Annotated in this window: 23 protein-coding genes and 2 pseudogenes; 9 read left to right on the top strand and 16 right to left on the bottom strand. The window is 62.4% G+C overall.

Annotated features, from left to right (window positions below; translation table 11 throughout):
* Positions 1-67 precede the first annotated feature (67 nt).
* The 4 genes and pseudogenes from HU751_RS27365 to HU751_RS17095 all read right to left on the bottom strand — a co-directional run bounded on the left by HU751_RS27365 (position 68) and on the right by HU751_RS17095 (position 2,671).
* Positions 68-796 carry a methyl-accepting chemotaxis protein gene (locus HU751_RS27365; RefSeq protein ID WP_371263117.1) on the bottom strand — a complete coding sequence of 243 codons (729 nt, stop codon included), beginning with the start codon at positions 794-796 and terminating at the stop codon, positions 68-70.
* A gap of 135 nt (positions 797-931) precedes the next feature.
* Positions 932-1,909 (bottom strand): annotated as a pseudogene (locus HU751_RS27360) (HAMP domain-containing protein); the annotation flags it as partial.
* Between the two features lie 232 nt (positions 1,910-2,141).
* Positions 2,142-2,444, bottom strand: coding sequence for a cell division protein ZapA (locus HU751_RS17100; protein WP_028688439.1), 303 nt, complete (start codon positions 2,442-2,444; stop codon positions 2,142-2,144).
* A complete protein-coding gene (locus tag HU751_RS17095; RefSeq protein WP_028688440.1) occupies positions 2,441-2,671 on the bottom strand; it encodes a hypothetical protein in 231 nt (76 codons plus the stop codon). The genes HU751_RS17100 and HU751_RS17095 overlap by 4 nt, the downstream gene beginning before the upstream one ends.
* A 238-nt stretch (positions 2,672-2,909) precedes the next feature.
* Between HU751_RS17095 and HU751_RS27355 the strand changes: the two are divergent.
* Both HU751_RS27355 and HU751_RS27350 read left to right on the top strand, forming a co-directional pair.
* Positions 2,910-3,719, top strand: a pseudogene (locus tag HU751_RS27355) (MCP four helix bundle domain-containing protein); the annotation flags it as partial.
* Positions 3,702-4,574: a methyl-accepting chemotaxis protein gene (locus HU751_RS27350; protein ID WP_371349951.1), complete on the top strand. Its 873-nt coding sequence runs from the start codon at positions 3,702-3,704 to the stop codon at positions 4,572-4,574. The pseudogene HU751_RS27355 and the gene HU751_RS27350, both read left to right, overlap by 18 nt.
* A 107-nt stretch (positions 4,575-4,681) precedes the next feature.
* Here HU751_RS27350 and HU751_RS17085 read toward each other — a convergent pair whose 3' ends face one another.
* Positions 4,682-5,446 carry an RHS repeat-associated core domain-containing protein gene (locus HU751_RS17085; protein ID WP_367616964.1) on the bottom strand — a complete coding sequence of 255 codons (765 nt, stop codon included), beginning with the start codon at positions 5,444-5,446 and terminating at the stop codon, positions 4,682-4,684.
* 220 nt (positions 5,447-5,666) lie between these two features.
* Entirely contained in the window at positions 5,667-6,767 is a 1,101-nt protein-coding gene (gbcB, locus tag HU751_RS17080) for a glycine betaine monooxygenase reductase subunit (protein ID WP_186731744.1), read from the bottom strand.
* Between the two features lie 296 nt (positions 6,768-7,063).
* Between gbcB and gbca the strand changes: the two genes are divergently transcribed.
* Complete coding sequence (gene gbca / locus HU751_RS17075; protein ID WP_186731745.1) at positions 7,064-8,356, top strand: glycine betaine monooxygenase oxygenase subunit; 1,293 nt, start codon at positions 7,064-7,066, stop codon at positions 8,354-8,356.
* Between the two features lie 141 nt (positions 8,357-8,497).
* Here the strand turns inward: gbca and HU751_RS17070 are convergent, their stop codons facing one another.
* The 7 genes from HU751_RS17070 to HU751_RS17040 form a co-directional block, all read right to left on the bottom strand.
* Positions 8,498-9,280: an RHS repeat-associated core domain-containing protein gene (locus tag HU751_RS17070; protein WP_186731746.1), complete on the bottom strand. Its 783-nt coding sequence runs from the start codon at positions 9,278-9,280 to the stop codon at positions 8,498-8,500.
* A gap of 718 nt (positions 9,281-9,998) precedes the next feature.
* A complete protein-coding gene (gene etfB / locus HU751_RS17065) occupies positions 9,999-10,769 on the bottom strand; it encodes an electron transfer flavoprotein subunit beta (protein ID WP_186731747.1) in 771 nt (256 codons plus the stop codon).
* An 11-nt stretch (positions 10,770-10,780) separates the two neighbouring features.
* Complete coding sequence (gene etfA, locus HU751_RS17060) at positions 10,781-12,013, bottom strand: electron transfer flavoprotein subunit alpha (protein ID WP_186731748.1); 1,233 nt, start codon at positions 12,011-12,013, stop codon at positions 10,781-10,783.
* Positions 12,013-13,965 (bottom strand): dimethylglycine demethylation protein DgcB, encoded by a 1,953-nt coding sequence (gene dgcB, locus HU751_RS17055; RefSeq protein ID WP_186731749.1) that lies wholly within the window; start codon positions 13,963-13,965, stop codon positions 12,013-12,015. The genes etfA and dgcB overlap by 1 nt, the downstream gene beginning before the upstream one ends.
* Positions 13,966-14,123: 158 nt before the next feature.
* On the bottom strand, positions 14,124-16,184 hold the full coding sequence (gene dgcA, locus HU751_RS17050) for a dimethylglycine demethylation protein DgcA (RefSeq protein ID WP_186731750.1): 2,061 nt from the start codon (positions 16,182-16,184) through the stop codon (positions 14,124-14,126).
* A 15-nt stretch (positions 16,185-16,199) separates the two neighbouring features.
* Positions 16,200-16,730, bottom strand: coding sequence for a DUF5943 domain-containing protein (locus tag HU751_RS17045; RefSeq protein WP_028688448.1), 531 nt, complete (start codon positions 16,728-16,730; stop codon positions 16,200-16,202).
* Positions 16,731-16,808: 78 nt separating this feature from the next.
* Positions 16,809-17,786: a dipeptidase gene (locus HU751_RS17040; protein WP_011536164.1), complete on the bottom strand. Its 978-nt coding sequence runs from the start codon at positions 17,784-17,786 to the stop codon at positions 16,809-16,811.
* A 275-nt stretch (positions 17,787-18,061) separates the two neighbouring features.
* On the opposite strand from HU751_RS17040, the gene HU751_RS17035 reads away from it, so the two are divergent.
* A complete protein-coding gene (locus tag HU751_RS17035; protein ID WP_186731751.1) occupies positions 18,062-18,463 on the top strand; it encodes a lysozyme inhibitor LprI family protein in 402 nt (133 codons plus the stop codon).
* A gap of 116 nt (positions 18,464-18,579) precedes the next feature.
* On the opposite strand, the gene HU751_RS17030 is transcribed toward HU751_RS17035, so the two are convergent.
* Positions 18,580-19,524 carry a GlxA family transcriptional regulator gene (locus HU751_RS17030; RefSeq protein WP_186712607.1) on the bottom strand — a complete coding sequence of 315 codons (945 nt, stop codon included), beginning with the start codon at positions 19,522-19,524 and terminating at the stop codon, positions 18,580-18,582.
* 142 nt (positions 19,525-19,666) lie between these two features.
* Between HU751_RS17030 and choX the strand changes: the two genes are divergently transcribed.
* The 4 genes from choX (at position 19,667) to HU751_RS17010 (ending at position 23,160) form a co-directional block, all read left to right on the top strand.
* A complete protein-coding gene (gene choX / locus HU751_RS17025) occupies positions 19,667-20,611 on the top strand; it encodes a choline ABC transporter substrate-binding protein (RefSeq protein ID WP_186731752.1) in 945 nt (314 codons plus the stop codon).
* A gap of 197 nt (positions 20,612-20,808) precedes the next feature.
* The gene (gene cdhC / locus HU751_RS17020) at positions 20,809-21,693 is read left to right on the top strand and encodes a 3-dehydrocarnitine:acetyl-CoA trimethylamine transferase CdhC (RefSeq protein ID WP_050703418.1); all 885 of its coding nucleotides are present in this window, start codon (positions 20,809-20,811) and stop codon (positions 21,691-21,693) included.
* 20 nt (positions 21,694-21,713) lie between these two features.
* Positions 21,714-22,679, top strand: a complete 966-nt coding sequence (locus HU751_RS17015; protein ID WP_186731753.1) for an L-carnitine dehydrogenase — start codon at positions 21,714-21,716, stop codon at positions 22,677-22,679.
* Positions 22,680-22,689: 10 nt separating this feature from the next.
* Positions 22,690-23,160 (top strand): thioesterase family protein, encoded by a 471-nt coding sequence (locus HU751_RS17010; RefSeq protein ID WP_186731754.1) that lies wholly within the window; start codon positions 22,690-22,692, stop codon positions 23,158-23,160.
* 76 nt (positions 23,161-23,236) lie between these two features.
* On the opposite strand, the gene HU751_RS17005 is transcribed toward HU751_RS17010, so the two are convergent.
* Positions 23,237-24,574: a hypothetical protein gene (locus tag HU751_RS17005; RefSeq protein ID WP_186731755.1), complete on the bottom strand. Its 1,338-nt coding sequence runs from the start codon at positions 24,572-24,574 to the stop codon at positions 23,237-23,239.
* Positions 24,575-24,911: 337 nt separating this feature from the next.
* On the opposite strand from HU751_RS17005, the gene HU751_RS17000 reads away from it, so the two are divergent.
* The gene (locus tag HU751_RS17000) at positions 24,912-25,169 is read left to right on the top strand and encodes a hypothetical protein (protein ID WP_186731756.1); all 258 of its coding nucleotides are present in this window, start codon (positions 24,912-24,914) and stop codon (positions 25,167-25,169) included.
* 221 nt (positions 25,170-25,390) lie between these two features.
* On the opposite strand, the gene HU751_RS16995 is transcribed toward HU751_RS17000, so the two are convergent.
* Positions 25,391-26,185 carry a hypothetical protein gene (locus tag HU751_RS16995; RefSeq protein ID WP_186731757.1) on the bottom strand — a complete coding sequence of 265 codons (795 nt, stop codon included), beginning with the start codon at positions 26,183-26,185 and terminating at the stop codon, positions 25,391-25,393.
* Positions 26,186-26,209 lie beyond the last annotated feature (24 nt).

Below are 26,209 nucleotides of genomic sequence, written 5' to 3'. Positions count from 1 at the left end.
CGCGGGGCTAGCCCGCTCCCACGCCCATTCCAAGGCACTTGTGGGAACGGGCTTGCCCCGCGATGAGCTAGAGGCGGAACCCACCCATCTGCCGCGCCAGGTCATCAGCCAACCCACGCAACGCCTGGCATTCCTCGCGACACCCCTGCACTTCACTGGCCGTCTGCCGCGCCAGGTCGGAAATCCCCTGCACCGTGCGGTTGATCTCCTCGGTCACCGCCGACTGCTCCTCGGTCGCCGTGGCCACCTGCTCGTTCATGCCGCTGATGCGCTCGACCTGATCGGTGATCGCCCCCAGTGAAGCCCCCGTGCGCTGGCTCGACTCGACCCCGTTACCGGTCGCCTGCTGCCCCGCCTGCATCGATGCCACGGCGGTGCCCGCGCCCTGCTTGAGACGGTGGATCATCTGCTGCACCTCGTCGGTGGACACCTGGGTCCGCCGCGCCAGGGTCCGGACCTCATCGGCCACCACGGCGAAGCCCCGGCCCATCTCGCCGGCCCGCGCCGCTTCGATGGCGGCGTTCAGCGCCAGCAGGTTGGTCTGCTCGGAAATACTGCGGATCACCGCCAGCACTTCGTCGATCGAGGCAACCTCGTCGGCCAGTTGCGTCACCGCCTCGGCGGCGCGGCCGATTTCCCCGGACATGCCTTCGATATTGTGGATGGAGCGGCGCACCACCTCCCGCGCCTGCAGCGCCTCGTCGCGCGCCGACTGCGAGGCATGGGCGGCGGAACCGGCGTTCTGGGCGATGTCCTGCACGGTCAGGCCCATCTCGTGCACAGCGGTGGCGACCATCTCGGTCATCTCCTGCTGGCGGCCCGAGCGCTCGGCGGTGTTGTCCACCACCCGGGTCACCTGCGCCACCGACAGGTGCAGGCGCTCGGTGGTGCGCAGCACTTCACCGATCAGGCCACGCTGGCTGTCGAGGAAGCGGTTGAAGCCACGGGCCAGGTCGCCCAGTTCGTCCTGGCGCGAGTCGTCCAGGCGATGACTGAGGTCCCCCGCGCCACCGCCGATCTGCACCAATGCGGCGGTGACCTGGCGAATGGGCCGGACCAGCCCACGCGCCAGCAGCACCACCAGCAATAACGACAGCAGCGCCACGCCGCCGCCAATCAGGCAGGTCTGCCAAATGGCCTGGCGGGCCTGGGCGTATATCTCGGCTTCCGGCACCTCGGCCACCAAGGTCCAGTTCAGATCTCGCAAAGGCAGGCCCAAGGCCAGGTAGTCCTCGCCATCACGCTGGAAACGGCTGCTGCGCAGGCCATCACCGCCCACCAGCACGGCCTTGGCCGCCTCGACGTCCAACTGCTCGGCAAGTTGGCGCTTGCCGCTGAACTGCTGGTTAGGATGGACCTGGATCAGGCCGTCGTTGCGCACCAGGAACACTTTGCCGTGCTCGCCGAAACTGAAGTCGTGAATCAGCTTCGACAGCTCGGTCATGCGCAGGCCCATGCCAGCCACGCCGACCAGTTGGCCGTCCTTCTCGACACGATAATCGATGAACAGCGCCAGCTCGCCGGTGGAGCCGTCGATATCGATGTTGATCAGGCGCTCGGCACCGCTGTCGATGTAGCCGTAGAACCACTTGTCCTTGGGGTTGGCGCGGCTGAGGGTGCGGTCCAGCCCCTTCTCGTTGTAGTAGTGGCCGGTGACGCTCGAGGCGAACAGGGTGGTGAAGGCGTGGTTGCGCTGCTTGGCCGCGTCCAGGTATTCGATGAAGCGCGGCAGCTCGGCCGGGGCTTCACCGGCGGCCAGCCAGTCGCGCAGGAGGGTGTTGCCGGCAATGTCCGCCGCCGCCACCAGCGGCTGGCCGAGCATGCGCTCGATATCGTTGCGGATGGCCTCGACGCTGGCGGGCAACGCCGTGTCGACCAGGTAGCGCTCGGTGAGGCGGTTGAGCGCCATCGTATAGATCACCACCACCACCAGGATGCTCGCCAGCAGGGCGGCGCCCATGCTTGCAATCAGTTGCCATTGGATGCTCCGCCGCCAGATACGCATGCCCCACTCCCCGATAATTATTGTTTTTCGGGAAGTGTATACACTTAAGTATCCAGTTGTTCCAGTGATCTGCGACAGGATGGCTCGCCCGCATCGCGGGGCAAGCTCACTCCCACGAAGTTCGCGATGGCGTCAGTCAGACGTCGGAGACGGCCTTGCTGATGGCATCGACCGTGGCGTCGATCTGCGCCTGGGTGCGCTCTAGGGTGCGGTCATGCTCGCGCTGCAGTTCGATCTGCTTGGAGCACAGGTTCAGGGCGGCCAGCACCAGCAGCTTGTCGCCGATCAGGGTCGGGTAGTTGCGCTTGGTTTCAGCCAGCGCGACGTTGAGCATGCGCACGGCCTGGGAGAGGGTTTCTTCCTGGCCTTCGGGCGCCTTGAGCGAATAGTCGTTGCCCAGGATCGACACGACATTGACCGGCTGCGCTTGCAGTCTCATGCGTTCACGACACCTGCGCTGGCGCGCTCGACCAGGGCCTGGATGCGGGCGGCGGTGGCGCCGTGCTTCTCTTCCTGCTCCATCAGCGACAACTGCAGGCTGTCGTTCTCTTCCTTGGCCTGGGCCAGTTCCTGGCCGAGGCTGGCGTTCTGCTCGGCCAGTTGCGCGTTCTTGTGCATCAGGTCGCTGACCAGTTGCTCGAGTTGATTCAGGGAAGTTTCCAACATGCGTCTATCTCGGGTTGTTGCAAAGGGCGCACACGATAAGGAAAAACCGCCGCCCCCGCCATTAAATATCGGATTCAAAAGGTGTTTGCCTGGTTCAGGTTGACCCAGGATCGGCCCCCTTGTTCCGACCTGGATCAACCGCTGGTCAGGAAAATAGTTAGCTGCCTCACAATTTTTGCATGACGGACTCAAGACTGGCCGGTCACGACCGATAGGCAGGCAGGTCTTCTTTCGTCGCATGGATCGCGGCACCTCTTCTGCCTTGGGAACTGCCTCCATGTCCTTACGCAATATGAATATCGCGCCGCGCGCACTGCTCGGGTTCGCCGTGATCGGTCTGCTGATGCTGGGCCTCGGCGTGTTCTCGCTGATCCAGATGGGCAACATCCGCCAGGCCGGGGTGACCATCGAGGAAATCAGCGTGCCCAGCATCAAGACCCTCGACGAGCTGACCGCGCTCAACCTGCGCCTGCGTACCCTGTCCTACCGCTTGCTGCTCAACCGCGAGCCGGCCACCCAGCAGGACACCCTGCGCCTGCTGGACGAGCGCAACGCGCAGATCGACAAGGCCCGCCGCGCCTACGAGCCGCTGGTGACCGCCGCCGACGAGAAGGCCGCCTTCGACCAGTACGGCCTGCTGCTCAACCAGTACCGCCAGCTCGAGGCGCGCATGCGCACACTGAGCCAGGCCGGTGATCTGGACGCCCTGCGCGACCTGCTCAACCGCGACCTGCTGGACAACTCCGAGCAGATCAACAAGATCATGGACACCCTGGTACGCATCAACACCGACCAGACCAGCGCCACCAACGACCAGGCCGCCGCCCAGTACAGCGGCGCCTTCGGCCTGGTGATCGGCCTGCTGGTCGCCGCCACGGTGCTGACCCTGCTGTTCGCCTTCCTGCTCACCCGCAGCATCGTCAAGCCCATCGATGAGGCGCTGAAGTCCGCCGAGCAGATCGCCGAAGGCGACCTCACTCACCACATCGATGCCGAGGGCACCGACGAGGCCGCGCGCCTGCTCAAGGCCATGGCCAAGATGCAGGACAAGCTGCGCGACACCCTGCAGCTGATCGCCGGCTCCGCCACCCAGCTGGCCTCCGCCGCTGAAGAGCTGAACAGCGTCACCGACGAAAGCGCCCGTGGCCTGCAGCAGCAGAACAACGAAATCGAGCAGGCCGCCACCGCCGTCACCGAGATGACCAGCGCGGTCGAGGAAGTGGCGCGCAACGCGGTGAGCACCTCCGAGGCCTCCAGCGAAGCCAGCCGTTCGGCCGGCGATGGCCGTGACCTGGTGATGGAGACCGTGGGCGCCATCGAGCGCATGAGCGGCGACGTGCAGTCCACCGCCAAGCTGATCACCCACCTGGCCGAGCAGTCCCGCGATATCGGCAAGGTGCTCGACGTGATCCGTGGCCTGGCCGACCAGACCAACCTGCTGGCGCTCAACGCCGCCATCGAGGCCGCCCGCGCCGGCGAGGCCGGTCGTGGCTTCGCCGTGGTCGCCGACGAGGTGCGCGCACTGGCGCATCGCACCCAGCAGTCCACCAGCGAGATCGAGCGGATGATCGGCAGCATCCAGGGCGGCACCGAGCAGGCCGTGGACTCGATGCGCACCAGCACCGAACGCGCCGAGTCGACCCTGAACATCGCCCGTGGCGCGGGTCTGGCGCTGGACACCATCGCTGGCGCGGTGGCGCAGATCAACGAGCGTAACCTGGTGATCGCCAGCGCGGCGGAAGAGCAGGCCCAGGTGGCCCGCGAGGTGGACCGCAACCTGGTGAACATCAACGACCTGTCGGTGCAGAGCGCCACCGGGGCGCATCAGACCAGCGCGGCGAGTGCCGAGCTGTCGCGGCTGGCGGTGGACCTGAATGGGTTGGTGGCGCGGTTTAGGACCTGATGGTCGAAGCTGAGAAGCTGCCTCAGCTTGATTGAGCTGAGACTGGAGCGGCATCCCTCGTGAGGCTGACCATGCCTGCCAAATAGTGGCAGCCATGGTCAGTTACATCAGACAACTTGTACTCCATCCGCCTCTCTCATGTTGTAGACACGTTGGTTCATGTCACTAGGGGTGCTCAACGGGTCTGGAGGGCGTTCCGTGACGACCTGCTCCAATCCATCTGGCTGCTCACTGACGGGAAGCGTAGCCATTAGCGGACCCCTGCTATCCGAGCCTTGGTATTGAGCCACTACCGTCCCATTTTCCCTGTTTTTCAAGGTAAGCTCGCGATGTTTCAACGCTGATGCTGTGCCCAACGCAACGACTCCGGCAAGAGAGAGTTCTTGAGCACCCGGAGTACCGGCAACCTTCAAAGTAAGCGCAGTCATCAACAAGGCATGACCCGTTTTTTTGGACAGCGCTGAGGCTACAGCCAACTTTCCGCCCTGCGGCCAGGTCCTCCATGTCCATGTCACTCCGAGCGTGTGTTGTATCGCTGAAGCGACGAGCATGACTGCTCCCGGGATCCTACCTGTCGGGTCATTGCGGTTTACCGGATCCGCACCGCAGTATGCGTAGGGGTTGATCCCACCCTCTCCGAACGGGCTCAGCGCATCAGGCTCATGAAAGCGCATCAACACAGGGTTGTACCGACGGTGCCCATTACCCAATGGATAGCGATCCATTCGCGCATCGCGTGGCTGGCCACAGAAGCCTGTCATCGGGCCGATCGGTGACGGTCTCGCACCATAGGCTGTGTAACTGCGGCCGGGATACCCAACACCGTCGATGGGGCTGTTCTGTCTGTCGCAGGCAAGCAGGTAGGTAGACACTGTCTACTGCCCTTCGTCGAGGATTCTGTCCGAAGCTTGGCAGCGATGCAGCGGTAGTGGAACTGGCAAAAGTATCAGGTACCTATGCCAGCAGGACCGCGTTGCGGCCCATCGCCGGCAAGCCGGCTCCCACAAAGGCCCACGCTATACCTGTGGGAGCCGGCTTGCCGGCGAAAGGGCTGCGAAGCAGCCCCTGCGAAGCAGCCCCTGCGAATGCAGATCAATACTCGATCCGCACATCCCCCTTCGGCACGCTGCAGCACGACAGGATGTAGCCCTCGGCCTCATCCTCTTCGGTGATCCCGCCGTTGTGCACCATCTCCACCTCGCCGCCGAGCTTGAGCACCTTGCAGGTGCCGCAGATGCCCATGCCGCAGGCCTTGGGAATCATCAACCCGACCTTGGCCGCCGCCGCGTGCACGGTCTCGCCCGGGACCACGCGGATGCTCTTGTCGCTACCGACGAACTCCACCAGGTTGAGGTCGGCGACATCCACATCCGGCGCGTCGGCCGCGGCTTCGGCATGTTCCACCGCGTCGGCCTTGGCCTCCGGCGGCGTCGCGCCGAACGATTCCTCGTGGTAGTTCTTCATGTCGAAACCGACCGCCTCGAGCATGCGCTTGACCGCGCTCATGTACGGCGTCGGGCCGCAGCAGAAGATCACGCGCTCCAGGTAGTCCGGGGCGATCAGTTCCATGAGCCGCTGGTTCAGGTAGCCGCGATAACCGGCCCACGGCTCACCCAGCCCGTGCTTCTCGCAGATGATGTGCAGGCTGAAATTGGGGATGCGCGAGGCCATCTGCTCCAGCTCGCGGTGGTAGATGATGTCCTTCGGCGAGCGGGCGCTGTGCACGAAGACCATGTCGACGTTGGCGTTGGTGTCGTAGAACCAGCGGGCCATGGACATCACCGGGGTGATGCCGACGCCGCCCGAGAGGTACAGCACCTTGCCCGCCGGGAAGTCGATGGCGTTGAACAACCCCACCGGCCCGTGCACCGGCAGCTCTGCGCCTTCGTGCATGGTGTCGTGGAGGAAGTTCGACACCAGCCCGCCCGGCACGCGCTTGACGGTGATGGAGAAGCTGTAGGGCACCGACGGCGAACTGGAGATGGTGTACGAACGCATCACCGGTTTGCCTTCGATCTCCAGCTCCAGGGTGACGAACTGCCCGGGCTTGAAGAAGAACATGATCGGCTGGTCGGCCATGAAGCAGAAGGTGCGCACGTCCCAGGTTTCCTGGATGACCTTGACGCAACGCACGATGTGGCGGCCATTGGCCCAGGTCTGGGTGGTAACCGGATTGAGGAAGGTATCGGACATGTTCATCTCCAGCAGCCGAGTGTCGGCTTTCTTATGGCTCCGATAATGCGCAAGCGCACCGCGCCGTACATTCCCATCCGCGACATCGGCGTGCTTATCGCGACCAGCCCCGCGCTACAAGGGCTGGCGCGTCGGAATTCGATGCGGCCATGTCGCCCGTGGATATGGTCCTTTCCCGGCCCGGACGCACACTCCTCGGCAAAACAACATGCTGTTTATCGCGAACAACAGCCTTGCGGCACTAAAACAACGATTAGCCACTTCAGCCGGCCGCACGCGGCCCCGAGGACCACACGATGGACGTCACCGCAACCCTGAGCCTGGGCGATCCACTGGAACCTGCACGCAAGGCCACCGCCGAGATGCTGCAGACCCGCGAGCGCACCTACTCGCTGCCGCAACCGTTCTACTGCGACGAGCGCCTGTTCCAGATCGACATGCAGGAGATCTTCCACAAGGAATGGCTGATCGCCGGCATGGTTTGCGAGATCCCGACCAAGGGCAACTACATCACCCTGCAGATCGGCAAGAACCCGATCATCGTGATACGCGGTGCCGAGGGTAAGGTGCATGCCTTCCACAACGTCTGCCGCCACCGCGGTTCGCGCCTGTGCGTCAGCGACAAAGGCAAGGTGGCCAAGCTGGTCTGCCACTACCACCAGTGGACCTACGAACTCGATGGCCGCCTGCTGTTCGCCGGCACCGAGATGGGCGCCGACTTCGACATGAACCAGTACGGCCTCAAGCCTGTGAACGTGAAGGTGGCCGGTGGCTACATCTTCATCAGCCTGGCCGAGAACCCGCCGGCCATCGACGAGTTCCTCGCCACCCTCGACCACTACATGGAACCCTACGACATGGAGAACACCAAGGTGGCGGTGCAGACCACCTTGATGGAGAAGGCCAACTGGAAGCTGGTGCTGGAGAACAACCGCGAGTGCTACCACTGCAGCGGCTCGCACCCCGAACTGCTGAAGACCTTGCTGGAATGGGACGACACCAACGACCCGCGCGCCAGCCAGGAATTCAAGGACCACGTCGCCGCCTCGGCCGCCGCCTGGGAAGCCGAGAAGATCCCGTACCTGCACAAGAGCCACGGCCTGCGTAACCGCATCGTGCGCATGCCGCTGCTCAAGGGCACCGTGTCGATGACCATGGACGGCAAGCAGGCCTGCCAGAAGCTGATGGGCCGCATCAAGAACCCGGACCTCGGCTCGATGCGCATCCTGCACCTTCCGCATTCGTGGAACCACTGCATGGGCGACCACATGATCGTGTTCACCGTGTGGCCGATCAGCGCGCAGGAAACCATGGTCACCACCAAGTGGCTGGTGCACAAGGATGCGGTGGAGGGTGTGGACTACAAGCCCGAGGACATGCGCAAGGTGTGGGATGCCACCAACGACCAGGATCGGCGGCTGGCCGAGGAGAACCAGCGGGGGATCAATTCCACGGCGTACCAGCCGGGGCCGTATTCGAAGACTTATGAGTTTGGGGTGGTGAATTTTATTGATTGGTACAGTCAGCGGTTGTTGAACAATCTGGGGGCTGCGCCGGCGCCGTATCTCAAGGAAGTTCTGGCACAGTAGCAAGAGCATCAGCCATGCCTGCGCCTATTGGCAGCAGGCGTGGCTCTGAAGTGCAGGACATCCATTCACTTATGACTCATAAATCACATATCGTGTAGAAAATGCAACACAATTAATCACTGCTTAACTTGAGCCTGATTTCTAACCTCCGCCATCTGCATCACCAATATCAATCATAGCCGCTTCCTCGGAGGAAGCCTGCTGCCCTCGAACGTTTGCAGCATCCTCTGCTATAGCCTTCTTATGCCTCGCCCTGTCTACATCCACAATATTCACCCACATATCAAGAACATTCGAGCCAAGAGCAGCAAGCATGGCAACGCCCCTGACAGTATCGGCATCATTTAACTTACTATCTCTCTCCATGATCTGGAGTGTATCGGCAGGATCAGTTACATCAGAAGCGCTTCTCTTAACAATCTCGCTAGTGCCAAACGTAGCCAACGAAAAAACCTTTAACCCGCGACTAGTAATCTCGACATACTTCATAGGATCCGTCCAGGGGCGAGTCGACTTGGTCAACTTCTGTCGCCACCATTTCAACCCAATATTTATAAGGTCAAGCGAGACCTTTCCGCCGAGATAAATAGTGGCCATCTGCGATCCAAACCTTCCACTTGGGTCAGCCCTGTTTATCGGGTCACGAACACAATATGCATAGGTATTGATCCCACCTTTACCAAAAGGGCTTAGCCTGTCTGGCGAGTGAAAACACATCAAAACTGGATTATAGACCCTATAGCCATTGCCCAGGGAATACCAACCCACTACGGGCTCGCACAGCTGGCCAGTGAAACCGAGCCTTGGCTTATCTACCAGCCCATGCTTGTGGCCGTATGGCAAGTACGCGGCAATGCTATTGCTTGCACCAAACCGGGCAAGTGGACTGTGAAGGCGGTCAACTGCCAGTAGTGTGCTCGACATTAACCGCGACTCCTACGAGGAAATGGCAGCCGATAGGGTCTATGCCTGCCCTGCGAATGCGTGCACAGCCCTGCAGCAGGCCAACTGAAAGCACGCTAACACCGACGCGCAATTGTGATAACTGGCAAAAATGCCAGGTCAATGGCGAGTAGCTCGACCGGTCAGCATCAGTGTTATCCACAACACCCCGCCGGGCCGTCACCGGCAATCAACTGGTCAAAAAACACTCAACCCGCTTTAGCCCAGAGAAATCAGGGCCTGCGACATTCATCCAACATATTATCCACAGAAACGCCAACAGCATTTGTTGACAACAGCGCGCTGCATGCCAGGACTCCTGTGGATATCATGCTGAAAGTACACTGACGCCTGGTTTTACACCCGCCAATACGGCTTTGTTCATTTTATGATCAATAGGGTGCAAGCCAATAGTGCCGCCAGCTCCAGGCATGTCTTTACATATTATCCACAGACCGGCCAACAGTATTTGTGGGCAAAAGCCCATAGGATGCATCCGAGCTGGATTGACGAACCGTCACCCACCAAAGACTGGCACTGATCGTTATTTGATCAACTCGCTGCAAGCTTTGAACTGCGTAGCCTCCAGCGAGTGACAAACACTTTATCCACAACGTGGCGAACAGATTCGGTGGGCAAAACCAGAGGCGCGGTCTCATGCAGGCCCTGGGCGGGCCTACGGGAGCAGCAAGCGATGGCCTCAGCGCAGGACGCCTTCCTCCAGCAGAAGCTTCAGGATCGCCTCGGCGCCTTCCTGGGGAGACACATCCTTGAGCACCTTGCCGCCCCCGCCACTGGCCTTGGCCGTGGCGGCCTTCATGCGGTCGGCGCCGCTCTTGGCCTTGATCACCTTGAGGCGCTTGGGCCTTGGCCTGGCCGGTTGCAGCGCATCCTCGGCGAGCAGCGGATCCTCGATCAGCGCCACGTTGCGCGCCGCCAGCACACCACGCCGGGCCGGGCCGAACGCCGATTGCCGAGGCTTGGGCGCAGCGTTATCCACAGTCGCCAACAACGGCAGGCGCACCTTCAGGCGGCGCCGTTGGCCCCGTGGCAGAGCCTGCAGCACCTGGGCGGTGCCGTTGTCGATGGATTCGACCTCAGCCAGCCCCACTACCAGCGGCCAGCCCAGCTTCTCGGCCAGCAGGAATGGCAGCATACCCGAGCCTTCGCCGGTTTCCGCCTGGCTGCCGGTCAGCACCAGCTGGGCTCCCGCGTCACGCAGATAATCGCCAAGCACGCCCAGCACATCGGCGCCAGCGGGCTGTACCAGCACATCCAGGTGATCCAGCCCCATGCCCAGGTAGGCACGCAGCGCCTCTTCGCGAGGATCGCCGGCATGCACCACCTGCAAGTTATCCCCAGCCAGCTGCAAGCCCAGCTCAACGGCGCGGGCATCCTGCTCGGCGCGGCGGGCGCGGCCGGAGCTGGGGTGGGCGCCGATCGAGACCAGGCTGATGACTTTCGTACTCATGCTCGCTGCCCCTATGCCGCGTCGCGCTGGCCGCCGCTGCGGAAGTTGTCCACAGCCTCGATCAGCGCCTTGAGAATCGCCGAGCTGTCGCCAATCACCGACAGGTCGGCCCGCTTGATCATGTCGCAGCCCGGGTCCATGTTGATCGCCACCACCTTGTCGCAGGCGCCGATGCCCTGCAGGTGCTGGATGGCGCCGGAGATACCCACGGCCACGTAGACCCGCGCCGTGACCCAGGTGCCGGTGGCGCCGACCTGGCGGTTGCGCGGCATGAAGCCGTCGTCCACCGCCACCCGCGACGCGCCCTCGGTGGCACCGAGGGCCGCCGTGGCCTGGTGGTACAGGTCCCAATCCTTGACGCCGTTGCCGCCGGAGACGATGAACTCGGCCTCGGCCATGGCGATGGCAGCCGGGTCCACGGCCACCGAACCCAGGTCTTCGATACGCGACAGGCTGCGCGCCACGCCTGTGGACAACTCCACCGGCAGCGCTTCGTGACGGGTCTCGCTGACCGGCTCGGCGCATTCGGCGGCGGCCAGGATCAGGCGTGGCACGCTGCGCTGGATATCCTGATGACCGGCACCGGCACGGCCGATGCACTGGCCATCCTTGACCTGCCACACCCGCGTCGCCGGGCGTTCGCCCAGCGCGGCGGCCAGGCGGCGCCCCAGTTCCCCACCGCCGGTACGACTGTCGGGCAACAACCAGTGGCGCGGCGCGAACTGGTTATCCACAGCCCGCAAGCCCTGCACCAGTTGCTCCGGTGCATAACCTTCGAAGGCCTCGCCCTCGATGACCAGCAAGCGATCGACGCCGGCTGTGGAAAAGTTGTTTTCCTTGTGCTCGCCGAACACAACCGCCAACACCGCGCCGTCGCTGCCGGCGAGGCTGTGGGCAAGGCCCAGCAGGTCGCGGTCGTGGCTGCCCAGGCGGCCACCGACCATGTCCGGCACCACGGCGATGTAGAAGGCAGGCTCAACCACTTGATGCAGCGGCAACTGCACTTCGGCCGCCGCGCTGCGGCGCCCGCCGACACCGGTGCCCTGCTGGACGCCGCTGCGGTCGATGCGCTTGAGGCCGCTGGGGCCGATGAAGCCGGCGGCGATCGCGTGCGGGTTCTTGCGGATGATGCCGTGCGGGCCCATCCAGCTGGTCTGTTGCGTCTGCATCGCCGCGTGCAGCGGATGCAGGCGGTTACGGGCGATCCACTCGGCGCGTGGATCGCGGCGGATGATGTCGCTCATCAGTGCACCTCCGCAGGTTCACGTTTGGCAGCCTGCGACTTCGGGGTTGCAGGGGCTTCGTCTTCGATCAGCACATCGGCGACCAGCTCGGCCAGGTCCTTGATCTGCGGACGCGGTTCGACCACGCCCTCGAGCATCGCCGTGCACTGTGGACAACCCACTGCCACCAACTCGGCCTCAGTCTCGCGGATATCGTCCATGCGCATGTCGGGAATACGCTGCTTGCCGGGAATATCGGTGATCGGCGCACCGCCACCACCACCGCAGCAGCGTGAGCGGAAGCCCGAGCGCTGCATCTCGCGCACTTCGATACCCAGCGCCTTGAGCACTTCGCGCGGGGCTTCGTATTCGCCGTTGTAACGGCCCAGGTAGCACGGGTCGTGGTAGGTGACGCTGCCACCCTTGTGCTGGCCGAGGTTGAGCTTGTTCGCGGCGATCAGCTCGGCAATGTAGGTGCTGTGGTGCTGCACCTGGTATTCGCCGCCGAGAGCGCCGTACTCGTTCTTCAGCACATGGAAGCTGTGCGGATCGCAGGTGACGATGCGCTGGAAGCCGTATTTGCCCAGGGTCTGGATATTGCGCTTGGCCAGTTGCTGGAAGGTCGCCTCGTCGCCCAGGCGCCGGGCCACGTCACCGCTGTCGCGTTCTTCCAGGCCGAGCACGGCGAAGTCCACGCCCGAGGCCTTGAGCACTTTGACGAACGCGCGCAGGGTGCGTTGGTTGCGCATGTCGAAGGCGCCATCGCCGACCCAGAACAGCACCTCGGTGCGCTTCACCTCGGACAGCAGTTTCAGGTTGAGGTCGGCCGCCCAGTTCATCCGCCCGCCCGGGGCGAAACCGCCGGGGTTGTCGGTGGCGATCAGGTTGTCCAGCACCTCGGCGCCCTTGTTCGGCGTGGCACCCTTTTCCAGGGTCAGGTGGCGGCGCATGTCGACGATGGCATCGACGTGCTCGATCATCATCGGGCATTCCTCGACGCAGGCGCGGCAGGTGGTGCACGACCACAATGTCTCGGCATCCACCAGGCCGTTGACGATTGGCTGGTGCGGATGGCCGCCATGTTCGCCGACCGGCTTGCCTGGGTAGGGGCTGCCGGCGAACTGCGCGTCGGTGCCACCGGCCAGGCCGATGACCATGTCCTGGATCAGCTTTTTCGGGTTCAGCGGCTGGCCGGCGGCGAACGCCGGGCACATGGCCTCGCACTTGCCGCACTGCACGCAGGCGTCGAAGCCGAGCAGTTGGTTCCAGGTGAAATCGACCGGTTTCTCCACGCCCAGCGGTGCGTTGGGGTCTTCGAGGTCCAGCGGCTTGAGGCCGGTGGAGCGGCCACCGCCGAAGCGCTCGGCGCGGCGGTGCCATGCCAGGTGCAGAGCGCCGGCGAAGGCGTGCTTCATCGGGCCGCCCCAGGTCATGCCGAAGAACAGCTCGGACACGCCCCACAGCACGCCAAGGCCCAGCAAGGCGACGAGCACCCAGCCACCGGTCCCTTCCGGCAGGATGCCGGCAACCGGCAGCGTGGCGATGAAGAAGCTCGCCGCGAACATCAGCAGGCTCTTGGGCAGACGCATCCAAGGGCCCTTTGACAGGCGCGACGGTGGGTTCAGGCGGCGTTTGAAGACAAAGATCGCACCGGTGAACATGATCACCGTGGCCAACAGCAAGGCGTAGCCAAGGATCGTGCTGTGCAGGCCGAAGCCGTGCACCAGGATCGCCAGCACGGCCGACAGCACGAAGCCGCCAGCGGTGGCGACGTGGGTCTTGGACATGTACTTGTCGCGCTCGACCACATGGTGCAGGTCCACCAGGTAACGCCGTGGCATGGCCAGCAGGCCACCGATCAGGTCAACCTTGCTAGGCCGCCCACGCCGCCACATGCGCACCCGGCGCAGGGCGCCAAGCACCGCCAGGCCGAGGGCGGTGAACAGCAGGATGGGTAAGAGGGTGTTCAACATGGGAGGCTCCCACAACAGCTGGATTCTTGCGCCGCTCCCAAGAGCGACGCGGAGCCCTGTAGGAGCGGATTCATCCGCGATAGCGCCGGCAGCGACAACCCATCAGCCTGGGCCGGCCCCATCGCGGATAAATCCGCTCCTACAGAGAGGCGGTGCGATCAGAAGTCCTTGCACAAGCGCAAGGCGTCATAGATCGCCGCATGCACGTTGCGCTGGGCCACGCAGTCGCCGATGCGGTAAAGCAGGTAGCCCTCGCCCGGCTGGCTGAGGATCGGCTGCGGCTTGATGGCGAACAGCGCCTCCACGTCGATCTGGCCCTTGTTGCGCGAGCCGTCCTTGAGCGCGTAGTACAGCTGCTCGTCAGGGCGCACGCCGTTCTCCACCACCACCTGGTCGACCACGCGCTCTTCCTTGGCGCCGGTGTACTCGTTCTCGAGCACTGCCACCAGCTTGTCGCCCTCGCGGTAGACCTTTTCCAGCATCATGTCGCCAGTCATGATCACTTCTTTCGGGTACATGCTGCGGTAGTAGGTCGGGAAGGTCGTGCCGCCCATGGCCACGCCCGGCTTGATGTCGTCGGTGACGATCTCGACCTGGCTGCCCTTGTCGGCGATGAAGTCGGCCACCGACATGCCGGTGAATTCGCAGATGGTGTCGTACACCAGCACGTTCTTGCCCGGCGCGACCTTGCCGTCGAGCACGTCCCAGCTGCTCACCACCAGCCCTTCGGCGGCGCCCCAGTGCTCGTTCTGCTCGAGGAACGAATGGCCGCCCACCGCCAGCACGATGATGTCCGGGCGCAGGTCCTGGATGGTGTCCACATCCGCGGCGGTACCCAGGCGCAGGTCGACCTTCAGGCGGGCGAACTCCAGCTGGTACCAGCGGGTGATGCCGGCGATCTGGTCGCGCTGCGGCGCCTTGGCGGCGATGGTGATCTGCCCGCCGATCTGGTCCTTCTTCTCGAACACGGTGACGTCGTGGCCACGCTCGGCGGCGACGCGGGCCGCCTCCATGCCGGCCGGGCCGGCGCCGACCACCACCACCTTGCGCTTCGGCCCGGTGGATTTCTCGATGATGTGCGGCACGCCCATGTATTCACGGGAGGTCGCGGCGTTCTGGATGCACAGCACATCCAGGCCCTGGTACTGACGGTCGATGCAGTAGTTGGCACCGACGCACTGCTTGATCTGGTCGACCTGGCCCATCTTGATCTTGGCGATCAGGTGCGGGTCGGCGATGTGCGCGCGGGTCATGCCGACCATGTCGACGTAACCGCCTTCGAGGATGCGCGTGGCCTGGTTCGGGTCCTTGATGTTCTGCGCGTGCAGCACCGGGACCTTGACCACTTCCTTGATGCCGGCCGCCAGGTGCAGGAACGGCTCCGGCGGATAGCTCATGTTGGGGATGACGTTGGCCAGGGTGTTGTGGGTGTCGCAGCCAGAGCCGACCACGCCGATGAAATCGAGCATGCCGGTGGCGTCGTAGTAGGCGGCGATCTGCTTCATGTCCTCGTGGCTGAGGCCATCGGGATGGAACTCGTCGCCGCAGATGCGCATGCCCACGCAGAAGTCGTCGCCGACTTCCTTGCGCACGGCCTTGAGCACTTCCAGGCCAAACTTCATGCGACCTTCGAAGGTGCCGCCCCACTCGTCGGTACGCTTGTTGACCCGTGGGCTCCAGAACTGGTCGATCATGTGCTGGTGCACGGCCGACAGCTCGACGCCGTCCAGACCGCCCTCCTTGGCACGACGCGCCGCTTGCGCGTAGTTGCCGATCACCCGCCAGATCTCCTCCACCTCGATGGTCTTGCAGGTGGCGCGGTGCACGGGTTCGCGGATGCCCGACGGCGACATCAGGGTCGGCCAGTTGAAGCCGTCCCAGCGCGAGCGACGACCCATGTGGGTAATCTGGATCATGATCTTGGCGCCATGCTTGTGCATGGCGTCGGCGAGGTTCTGGAAGTGCGGGATGATGCGGTCGGTGGACAGGTTGACCGACGACCACCACTCCTGCGGGCTGTCGATGGCCACCACCGACGAGCCGCCGCAGATGGCCAGGCCGATGCCGCCCTTGGCCTTCTCTTCGTAGTACTTCACGTAGCGGTCGGTGGTCATGCCGCCGTCGGTGGCGTAGACCTCGGCGTGCGCGGTGCTCAGCACGCGGTTGCGGACGGTCAGCTTGCCGATCTGGATCGGCTGGAACATTGCTTCGAAGGCCATGACGCTATCTCCGGCTTACAACGGCTTTGTAACGAACAGGCCATCTTCGTGGCCTTCTTCCGAACCGCCGTAGACCTGTTCGGCCACTGTGCGGATCGAGCTGCCGCGGGCAGCGAGAATCTGGTCCATGGCCCCGGCGAACCAGCCGGTGAACATGTAGTCGACCTTGCGGCCGCACTTGCCATACACGTACACGAATGCGGAGTGCTTGAGCTTGACGCTGCAGGTGCCTTTATCCAGGTCGATGTCCTGGATCTGAAACAGGCCCCAGCCCCGCTGGGACAGGCGCTTCATGTAGTGCTCGAACACCGCCACGCCTTCCAGTCCATGGCATTCGGCCTCTTTCTCGCACCAGTGCCAGGCGGACTTGTAGCCGGCCTTGTAGAGGATCTCGGCGTACTTGTCGGCGCCCAGCACCTCCTCGATGCCCATGTGGTTGTTGACGAAGAAATGCCGTGGCACGTAGAGCATCGGCAGGGCGTCGCTGGTCCAGACACCGGTCTCGCTGTCGACTTCGATTGGCAATTGCGGGGCGATCTTGGCCATGGAAACTCAACTCCATAAAATTTTTTGTTTGGATGCCCCGGCGTTGCTGGCAGGGGCTTTCAGGCTTGGAGAGCGGCTTTACTCGCCCCACACATCCTTGAGGACGTTGACCCAGTTCTCGCCCATGATCTTGCGCACCACGCGTTCGGAGTGGCCGCGCTTGAGCAGGGTTTCGGTCAGGTTGGGGAACTCGCCGACGGTACGGATACCCAGCGGGTTGATGATCTTGCCGAAGTTGGTCAGGCGCCGGGCGTAGCCCTTGTCGTGGGTCAGGTACTCGAAGAAGTCCTGGCCATGGCCCTGGGTGAAGTCGGTGCCGATGCCGATGGCGTCTTCACCGACGATGTTCATGGTGTACTCGATGGCTTCGGCATAGTCGTCGATCGTCGAGTCGATGCCCTTGGCCAGGAACGGCGCGAACATGGTCACGCCGACGAAGCCGCCGTGGTCGGCGATGAACTTCAGCTCTGCGTCGGACTTGTTGCGCGGGTGTTCTTTAAGGCCCGAGGGCAGACAGTGGGAGTAGCAGACTGGCTTTTTCGATTCGAGGATGACTTCCTCGGAGGTCTTGGAGCCGACGTGGGACAGGTCGCACATGATGCCGACGCGGTTCATCTCGGCGACGATCTCGCGGCCGAAGCCCGACAGGCCACCATCACGCTCGTAGCAACCGGTACCCACCAGGTTCTGGGTGTTGTAGCACATCTGCACGATGCCTACGCCAAGCTGCTTGAACACGTCGACATAGGCGATCTGGTCTTCGAACGCATGGGCGTTCTGGAAGCCGAAGAGGATGCCGGTCTTGCCCAGCTCCTTGGCCTTGCGGATGTCGGCGGTGGTGCGCACCGGCATCACCAGGTCGCTGTTCTCGCGGATCAGCTTCTGGCTGGACGCGATGTTGTCGACGGTGGCCTTGAAGCCCTCCCACACCGAGACCGTGCAGTTGGCCGCGGTCAGCCCGCCCTTGCGCATGTCCTCGAACAGCTCGCGGTTCCATTTGGCAATGATCAGGCCGTCGATGACGATGCTGTCGGCGTGAAGTTCGGCTGGGCTCATCAGGCTGTCCCCTTTTATTGAAGTCTGCATGCGCCGAACCTCGTGCCGGCGCTTTGGGGCCAGCATATGCCTGCCGCCCGAGGCGCCCCGATGCAAAAACGACAGGGGGTTTGCCGAAAGCGTCAATGACCGACCTGGCACGCTCTGGCACGGCCCTCGGCAATGAGAGCGAGTCTCGATAACGGCCTTTGATGAACATTTCGTCAGGGAGCTATCGCCCGAACCTGCGCTGAGCGAGAATCCAGCGATTCGTCAGCCTGTTCAGGAGAAATCGGATGAAATCAATGGCATGGCTGGTCCTGCTGGCGGTCGCGGGTACCGCGCACGCCGTCGAGGAAGAAAGCACGCCCTGCGACAACGTCGAGACCGACCAGCAGGGGTATGCCTGCGCGGCCTACAACAAGCAGACCGCCGAGCGTGAACTGAAGGCGGCCTATGACGACCTGATGCAACGTATCCGCGACCAGTACGCCGATGAAAGCGACAAGGCCGCGGTGCTGAGCGGCAAGATGGAGGCAGCCGAAAAGCTCTGGACCCAACTGCGCGACGCCGACTGCAAGGTCGAGACCTGGGCCGAGAAGCCCGGGAGCAAGGCATTCGAGGCCGCGTGGAACACCTGCGTGGCGCAGCGTAGCGACGAGCGGTCGGAGTATCTGCAGTCAATCGGGCAGCAGTGACTGCCTGTACCGGCGCCATCGCGGGGCAAGCCCGCTCCCACGCTGTGAAAAAGCTTGGACACCAGTCCAGCCTTCGGGGATAACGTGGGAGCGGGCTTGCCCCGCGAATGCTCTGTTCATGACACGACCAATCGTCTGTCTTCCCGCGGACACCGCTCGAACCGCGCCCGATAGCAGCGGGTGAAATATGAGGCCGACTCGAACCCGCACGCCACCGCCACCTCCAGCACGCTCATGTCGGTCTGGCGCAGCAGCTGGCGGGCCTTGTCCAGCCGCAGCCGCAGGTAGAAACCACTGGGCGTGTCGTCCAGATACAAGCGAAACAACCGCTCCAACTGACGCCGGGTCACCTGCACGCCATCGGCCAGTACCTGGGTGTTGAGCGGCAGCTCGGTATTGCGCTCCATCTCGCCGATCACCTTCACCAGCTTCTTGTTGCGCAGCCCGTAGCGCGTGGCGATCTCCATGCGCTGATGGTCCTGGCGTGGACGGATGCGCCCGAGCACGAACTGCTCGGAAACCTGCACCGCCAGCTCGCTGCCGTGGGCCTGGGCGATCAGGTCGAGCATCAGGTCGATGGAGGCCGTGCCGCCGGCGCAGGTGATGCGTCGGCGATCGATCTCGAACAGCTCCTGGGTCGCCTGCAGGCGTGGATAGCGCTCCTTGAACGCCTCCAGCGCCTCCCAGTGCAGGGTCGCCCGGTGACCGTCGAGCAGCCCGGCCTCGGCCAGCACCATCGCGCCCGTGTCGATACCCCCGAGCACCACGCCTTCATGGTCGAGACGACGCAGCGCCTGCTGCAGCGCCGCGCCATAGCACGCCAGTGGCTCGAAGCCGGCCACCAGCAGCAACAGCCGCCCATGCCCGCCCTCCCCCAGCGCGCCGTCGGCATTCACCGACATGCCGTTGCTGGCCTCTACCGCGCCACCGTCCAGGCTCAGCACGCGCCAGCGGTACAACGGGCCACGGAAGCGGTTGGCCACGCGCAGCGGCTCGATGGCACTGATGAAACCCATGGCGGAAAAGCCGGGTAGCAACAGGAAGTCTATGGTTTCCGGCATCGCATGCTCCGCGAAGGTGGTCGCCTCCGTGCAAGTGTTGGTCGCCAGGGTGCGATTTTCCACCCTGCCGCCAGCGTAGCGTGTTCTCACGGCCCGCAGAGGCCGGACCCATAACAATATGCACTGCCGATGGAGAGCCACCATGCAACGCTTTATCCGCCGCAGCCTGTTGTCCCTCGCGCTCAGCACCACCGTAGCCACTCCCCTGTTCGCCGCCGAACCCGCCGTCTGCAAGGACGTGCGCCTGGGCGTGGTCAACTGGACCGACGTGATCGCCACCAGCGCCATGGCCCAGGTGCTGCTCGATGGCCTGGGTTACCAGACCAAGCAGACCAGCGCCTCGCAGCAGATCATCTTCGCCGGTATCCGCGACAAGCGCCTGGACATGTTCCTCGGGTACTGGAACCCGATCATGACCCAGACCATCACCCCGTTCATCCAGGCCAACCAGGTCAAGGTCCTCGACAAGCCCAGCCTGGAAGACGCCCGCGCCACCCTGGCCGTGCCGAAATACCTGGCCGACAAGGGCCTGAAGACGTTCGCCGACATCCACAAGTTCCAGAAGGAGCTGGGCGGCAAGATATACGGCATCGAGCCGGGCTCCGGCGCCAACACCCAGATCAAGGCGATGATCACCAAGAACCAGTTCGACCTGGGCAAGTTCCAGCTGGTCGAGTCGAGCGAGGCCGGCATGCTCGCCGCAGTGGACCGCGCGGTACGGCGCAAGGAGGCGGTGGTGTTCTTCGGCTGGGCACCGCACCCGATGAACGTGAACATCGACATGGTCTATCTCGGCGACAGCCAGGATGCCCTGGGTCCGGACGAAGGCCGCGCCACGGTGTGGACGGTGACCGCGCCGGACTATGCCGAACGTTGCCCCAACGCCCACCGCCTGCTGGCCAACCTCAGCTTCAGCGCCGAGGACGAGAGCCGGATGATGCAGCCGCTGCTCGACCACAAGGACGCGCTGGAATCCGCCCGCCAGTGGCTCAAGGATCATCCCGAGGACAAGGCGCGCTGGCTCGAGGGGGTAACGACCTTCGATGGCAAGCCCGCCGCGGACAACCTCAAGCTCACTGCCAACTGACAGAACCTCATCGCCTACTCGTCCACTGACAGGTCTGCCCGGTCAGTGTAGGAGCGGCCTTGTGTCGCGAAAGGGGTGCGAAGCGCCCCCAGGATTCATGCATCAGGCAGATGTTGATGGGGCCGCTTTGCGGCCCTATCGCGACACAAGGCCGCTCCTACAGAGATCCGGCCCATAGTCACAAAAAGGAATCCACCATGAACCACGACGTCATCATCACCTGCGCCCTCACCGGCGCCGGCGACACGGTTGCCAAGAGCCACCTGGTCCCGGTCACCCCGAAACAGATCGCCGAATCCGCCGTCGAAGCCGCCAAGGCCGGCGCCACCGTGGTCCACTGCCACGTCCGCGATCCACAAACCGGTCGCTTCAGCCGCGACGTCAACCTCTACCGCGAAGTAATGGAGCGCATCCGCGAGGCCGACGTCGACATCATCGTCAACCTCACCGCCGGCATGGGCGGCGACCTGGAGATCGGCCCGGGCGAGTCGCCCATGGAATTCGGCCCAGGCACCGACCTGATTGGCCCGCTGGAGCGCCTGGCCCACGTCGAGGCACTGCTGCCGGAAATCTGCACCCTCGACTGCGGCACCCTCAATTTCGGCGACGGCAACGCCATCTACGTCTCCACCCCGGCCCAGCTGCGCGCGGGCGCCAAACGCATCACCGAACTGGGCGTGAAGGCCGAACTGGAAATCTTCGACACGGGGCACCTGTGGTTCGCCAAACAGATGATCAAGGAAGGCCTGCTGGACGACCCGCTGTTCCAGCTGTGCCTGGGCATCCCCTGGGGCGCGCCGGCCGATACCACCACCATGAAGGCGATGGTCGACAACCTGCCGGCCGACGTTACCTGGGCCGGTTTCGGTATCGGCCGCATGCAGATGCCCATGGCCGCCCAGGCGGTACTGCTCGGCGGCAACGTGCGGGTGGGGTTGGAGGACAACCTCTACCTGGACCGTGGCGTGCTGGCCAGCAACGGCCAGTTGGTGGAGCGTGCGGCGGAAATCATCACCCGCATGGGTGCCCGCGTGCTCACCCCGGCAGAAGGCCGGGAAAAGATGAACCTCAAGCGCCGTTGATATCCCCGTAGGAGCCAAAAATGCCATTCATCACTGAAATCAAGACCTTCGCCGCCCTGGGTAGCGGCGTGATCGGCAGCGGCTGGGTCGCCCGTGCCCTGGCCCATGGCCTGGACGTGGTTGCCTGGGACCCGGCACCCGGCGCCGAGACTGCGCTGCGCAAGCGCATCGCCAACGCCTGGCCAGCCCTGCAGAAGCAGGGCCTGGCGCCCGGCGCATCGCAGGATCGACTGAGCTTCGTCGCCACTATCGAGGAGTGCGTGCGCGACGCCGATTTCATCCAGGAGAGCGCGCCCGAACGCCTGGACCTCAAGCTCGACCTGCACGCGAAGATCAGCGCCGCCGCCAAGCCCAACGCGATCATCGGCTCCAGCACCTCGGGCCTGCTGCCCAGCGAGTTCTACGAGTCGGCCAGCCACCCCGAGCGCTGCGTGGTCGGCCACCCGTTCAACCCGGTGTACCTGCTGCCGCTGGTGGAGATCGTCGGTGGCCGCAATACCAGCCCCGACGCCATCGAAGCGGCGAGAACCATCTACACCGCGCTGGGCATGCGCCCGCTACACGTGCGCAAGGAAGTCCCCGGTTTTATCGCCGACCGCCTGCTCGAAGCGCTCTGGCGCGAGGCCCTGCACCTAGTCAACGACGGTGTCGCCAGCACCGGCGAGATCGACGACGCGATCCGCTTCGGCGCCGGCCTGCGCTGGTCGTTCATGGGCACTTTCCTCACCTATACACTGGCCGGAGGCGACGCCGGTATGCGCCACTTCATGGCCCAGTTTGGCCCAGCGCTGAAGCTGCCCTGGACTTACCTGCCGGCACCGGAGCTGACCGACAAGCTGATCGACGACGTGGTGGAAGGTACCTCGGAGCAGCTGGGCGAACGCAGCATCGCCGCGCTGGAGCGCTATCGTGATGACACCCTGCTGGCAGTGCTGGAGGCGGTGAAATCCAGCAAAGCCAAGCATGGCATGGCCTTCGGCGACTGAGGAGAATACGATGCCCGCCCTGATCACCTACCGTACCCGGGTGTTGCCGGAATGGGTCGACTATAACGGCCACTTGCGCGATGCCTACTACCTGCTGATTTTCAGCTACGCCACCGATGCGCTGATGGAGCGCATCGGCCTGGACGCCGATGCTCGTGGCCAGAGCGGGCATTCGCTGTTCACCCTGGAGGCGCACATCAACTACCTGCACGAGGTGAAACTCGATACCGAGGTGTGGGTGCAGACACAGATCATCGGCTTCGACGGCAAGCGTCTGCACCTGTATCACAGCCTGCATCGCAATGGGTTCGACGAAGCATTGTCCGCCAGTGAACAGATGCTGCTGCATGTCGATCTGTCCGGCCCCAGGTCGACCTCCTTCAGTGAACGGAGCCTGATGTTGCTGCAGGGGCTGGAACAGCAGCAGCGCGATCTACCACCGCCGGTACTGGCAGGACGGGTCATCCGCTTGCCTGGCTGAGCACCGCGTCACCGTTCGCCAAGATATCCCTGGGATGCCGCTGGCACCCAGGGCCGCCGACGGATTTTCCCACCGGCTAGTAGAAACTTTCAATCTCAGCAGCCCGTTCGTTCAGGTAGCGAATTTCATCGGAATGCTGCGGATCGCCGAAACGCCCGAAGCGCATATTCAAATTAGGGTCAGACCATCGATGAATGATCTCACAGCCGGGAGCGACGCAATCTATCGGGTCAAAACCAATCGATGCGTAACATTTCCCCTCAAACTCTTTGGATAGAAAGCCATGCTGGTAGGGAGGGTCGAGGTCCATATCGCCGTCCTTCCACACGTGGCGAACACCCATGAGATGGCCGAAGCCATGAAAGAAATATTGCGGAGCCTTTACATTAAACACATAAAATGCAGTGTCTTTCCTGGCCTCTTGATAAGTAACTTCCTTGGCTTCAACATTGTAGGCACCTACAATCACCACGTCAGCGCGAGCGCTCTCACGAAGCTCAGCTACGTGCTGAGTTGCAGGTGTTTTCATATTTCTAAAATCATCCAGGATATCTTTGGATGCATGCCCAGCACTGTCTTGTGCCTCGGACGCAAATGGCGACGCCACGTTGAGCTTTAAAGACAAGCCATAACCTTGATTACCCATTTCACTGAAATATCTAATTTCGTCCATCATAATATCAACCGCCGATGGATTCGTCAGCTCGTTCGCCCGCTGAGTCGTGACAAGGAGCACGCCGATTTCATGTTCTGCTTTAATATCCGACACCGGCGAAATAGCTCCAGTAGCATGTTCTTGCCCGTTGGGCTCATTTTCCAAGACCATGCAAGGCAAACCCTGTGCTTCGTCAATCTTCATAAATCCATGCTGACCATTACCTACGTCCTCCAGCAAGTAGAGCTGCCCATTGACAACCATCCGCCCCCTGAGTGAGTCTCCGCGACGCGCCAGAAAGATAAAGTTCGAGGCATCGACGTTGTCACTCGACGCTATAGGAGAAGGTGCCTTTTCATCAGGTTCCTTGTAGCCGAACCAATAAGCGGCAGGTGTATACTTGGGTCTTTTTCCTGGGACGCCGCTATCACTGGGAGACTCAGGCGGTGTGTAATGGCGCAACTGAAACTTCGGCTGCCGCCCATCCGGCAGCGGCACAGAGAATAACTTTGTCGCTTCGCTCACGATCGCAGGGTTGGCACGTATCAGCTGAATGTCCTGGCCCGCAGGGTTATCCAGTAACACTCTCAGCTTATCCCTGCCGGCGGCCTCCTGTTGCTTCAGCGTCTTTCGGTCTAGTGAAGGTACAAGCTCGCCCAAACGCGGCGCATCCGGTGTGGACGCGTTAGCCAAAGAGGACGATGACAACGCTACAGCTAACGTTACCCTCGCAATAAACTTAAACGCCGTGGCTTTCATGCCTCACCTCCTGTATCAGAGAAGGTTCGATTACACAGCCAGCACAGTTAACCAACAACTGACAAAATTGCCAGGTACCGTATACCCCAAAAAAAGAAACCCCGGAAAGCCGTGAGCATCCGGGGTCACGCACGAGCAACATTCACCTTGCGGGAAACAAGGGAGACCAACCCCTCGGTACCGTGCATGACCTCAGTATGGCGACTTGCCAGCTGAACGAGTTAGCCGTAAACGACCTGTTCTTAGCCAACACGGCCATCGCGGCGTTCTGTTCTTGCCACACGGGCGCCGCCGTCACAGAATCGATGGCAATCAAGACAAGCGAAGGACAACAGCCATGATGCATGCGGATCTGATTGACCAGGACGACCTGCTGGGCCACCTGCGTTCACGGGGCTTCGACATTCCGGCCGGCGCCAGCGCAGAGCAGGCCTGTGAAGTGGTGGTGCGAGGACTCACCGAACCCAATGCTCGGGCGCTCAAGGGCATGGTGGAGCAGATGTATACGGGCAGCGCAACGATTCTTCCGGCAGTGCGCGAGGCCATCGACAAACGGTTGCTGCCGGCGTTGGCACAGTACAACAAGCGCGCTTGAAGCCATTGTGGCATGAGCCCCACTTTCATGAGGGGGCTTTTGAAATATGCTCTCAGACGTGGCTTGTCCAGCGCCCCTTCAGATGGGGACGCCGGCCAAGCCCGCTATTAATTGACTCAATAGAATATCCACCAAACACTTGTCACAGGGCAAGGCCGATTACCATCGAGCGGTATGCAAGTGACCGACAGGCATGTCGCCCGCGCAGATACAAATCCTGCTTAGTATTTCACCTTCTGCAGCTTACCTCTGACGCTACCCTTTCCTTCCCAAATAACACCCGCCTTGCCAGGCTCACCCAGTTCAGAGACGGAAAACTTCCTGGTACTGGTATTGGCGCTGGTACTGACAGCGGCGCTGTAACAACTGCTGTCTGAGCTTGAGCCTCCTTCAAAGCACAGCTTTCTACCTGTGCCCCAGTCCGTCACCTCCACAGCTAAATCTGTTCTTGAAAAATCTGTTTGAGGGCACTTATCTCTTACGTCTACCTCATCGCCTTCCTTGACTACAAATCGGCAAACAGGAGTCGAGCCGCTGTGGGCACCTATTTTTACCGACACGGCGAAGATAGGCATGTACTCCAAGTAAACAACCTTGTCATACCATGACTGCCTGAAAGAACTAACTTTGTAGGGCTCAAGGCCTTCAGCCATCAATGGCGTTGTGCTTTGAATTTGTCTTGAAGGCCGAGACGACCCTTTATTCGAGCCCTCGATACAGAGGAACTCACCATAATCCGCCGTTAACAGACAGAGCCTTCCTTCCTTATCGGAAAGATTCTCTATATTCAATGAACGAATTGACTGATTCCTGCTGGATCGACATATATCTTGAACCATTGGATCCGCCACAGTACGACAACTCTCACCTATTAAATATTGATCCCGGTAGGTTGTAACAACCATTGAATCGCTCGTACTCTCAGTTGAGATTTTTGGTGTACACCCCACGACAGATACCATCACTGCAACCGGCAAGCAGAGTAGCAGTTTGTTAATGCTTTCCTTGTGATTCATATCCATCTTCCTCTACTGGATAAT

Origin of the sequence: Pseudomonas peradeniyensis, from assembly GCF_014268935.2 — a bacterium.
GTDB lineage: Bacteria > Pseudomonadota > Gammaproteobacteria > Pseudomonadales > Pseudomonadaceae > Aquipseudomonas > Aquipseudomonas peradeniyensis.
This window is presented reverse-complemented; position numbering and strand designations above follow the sequence as displayed.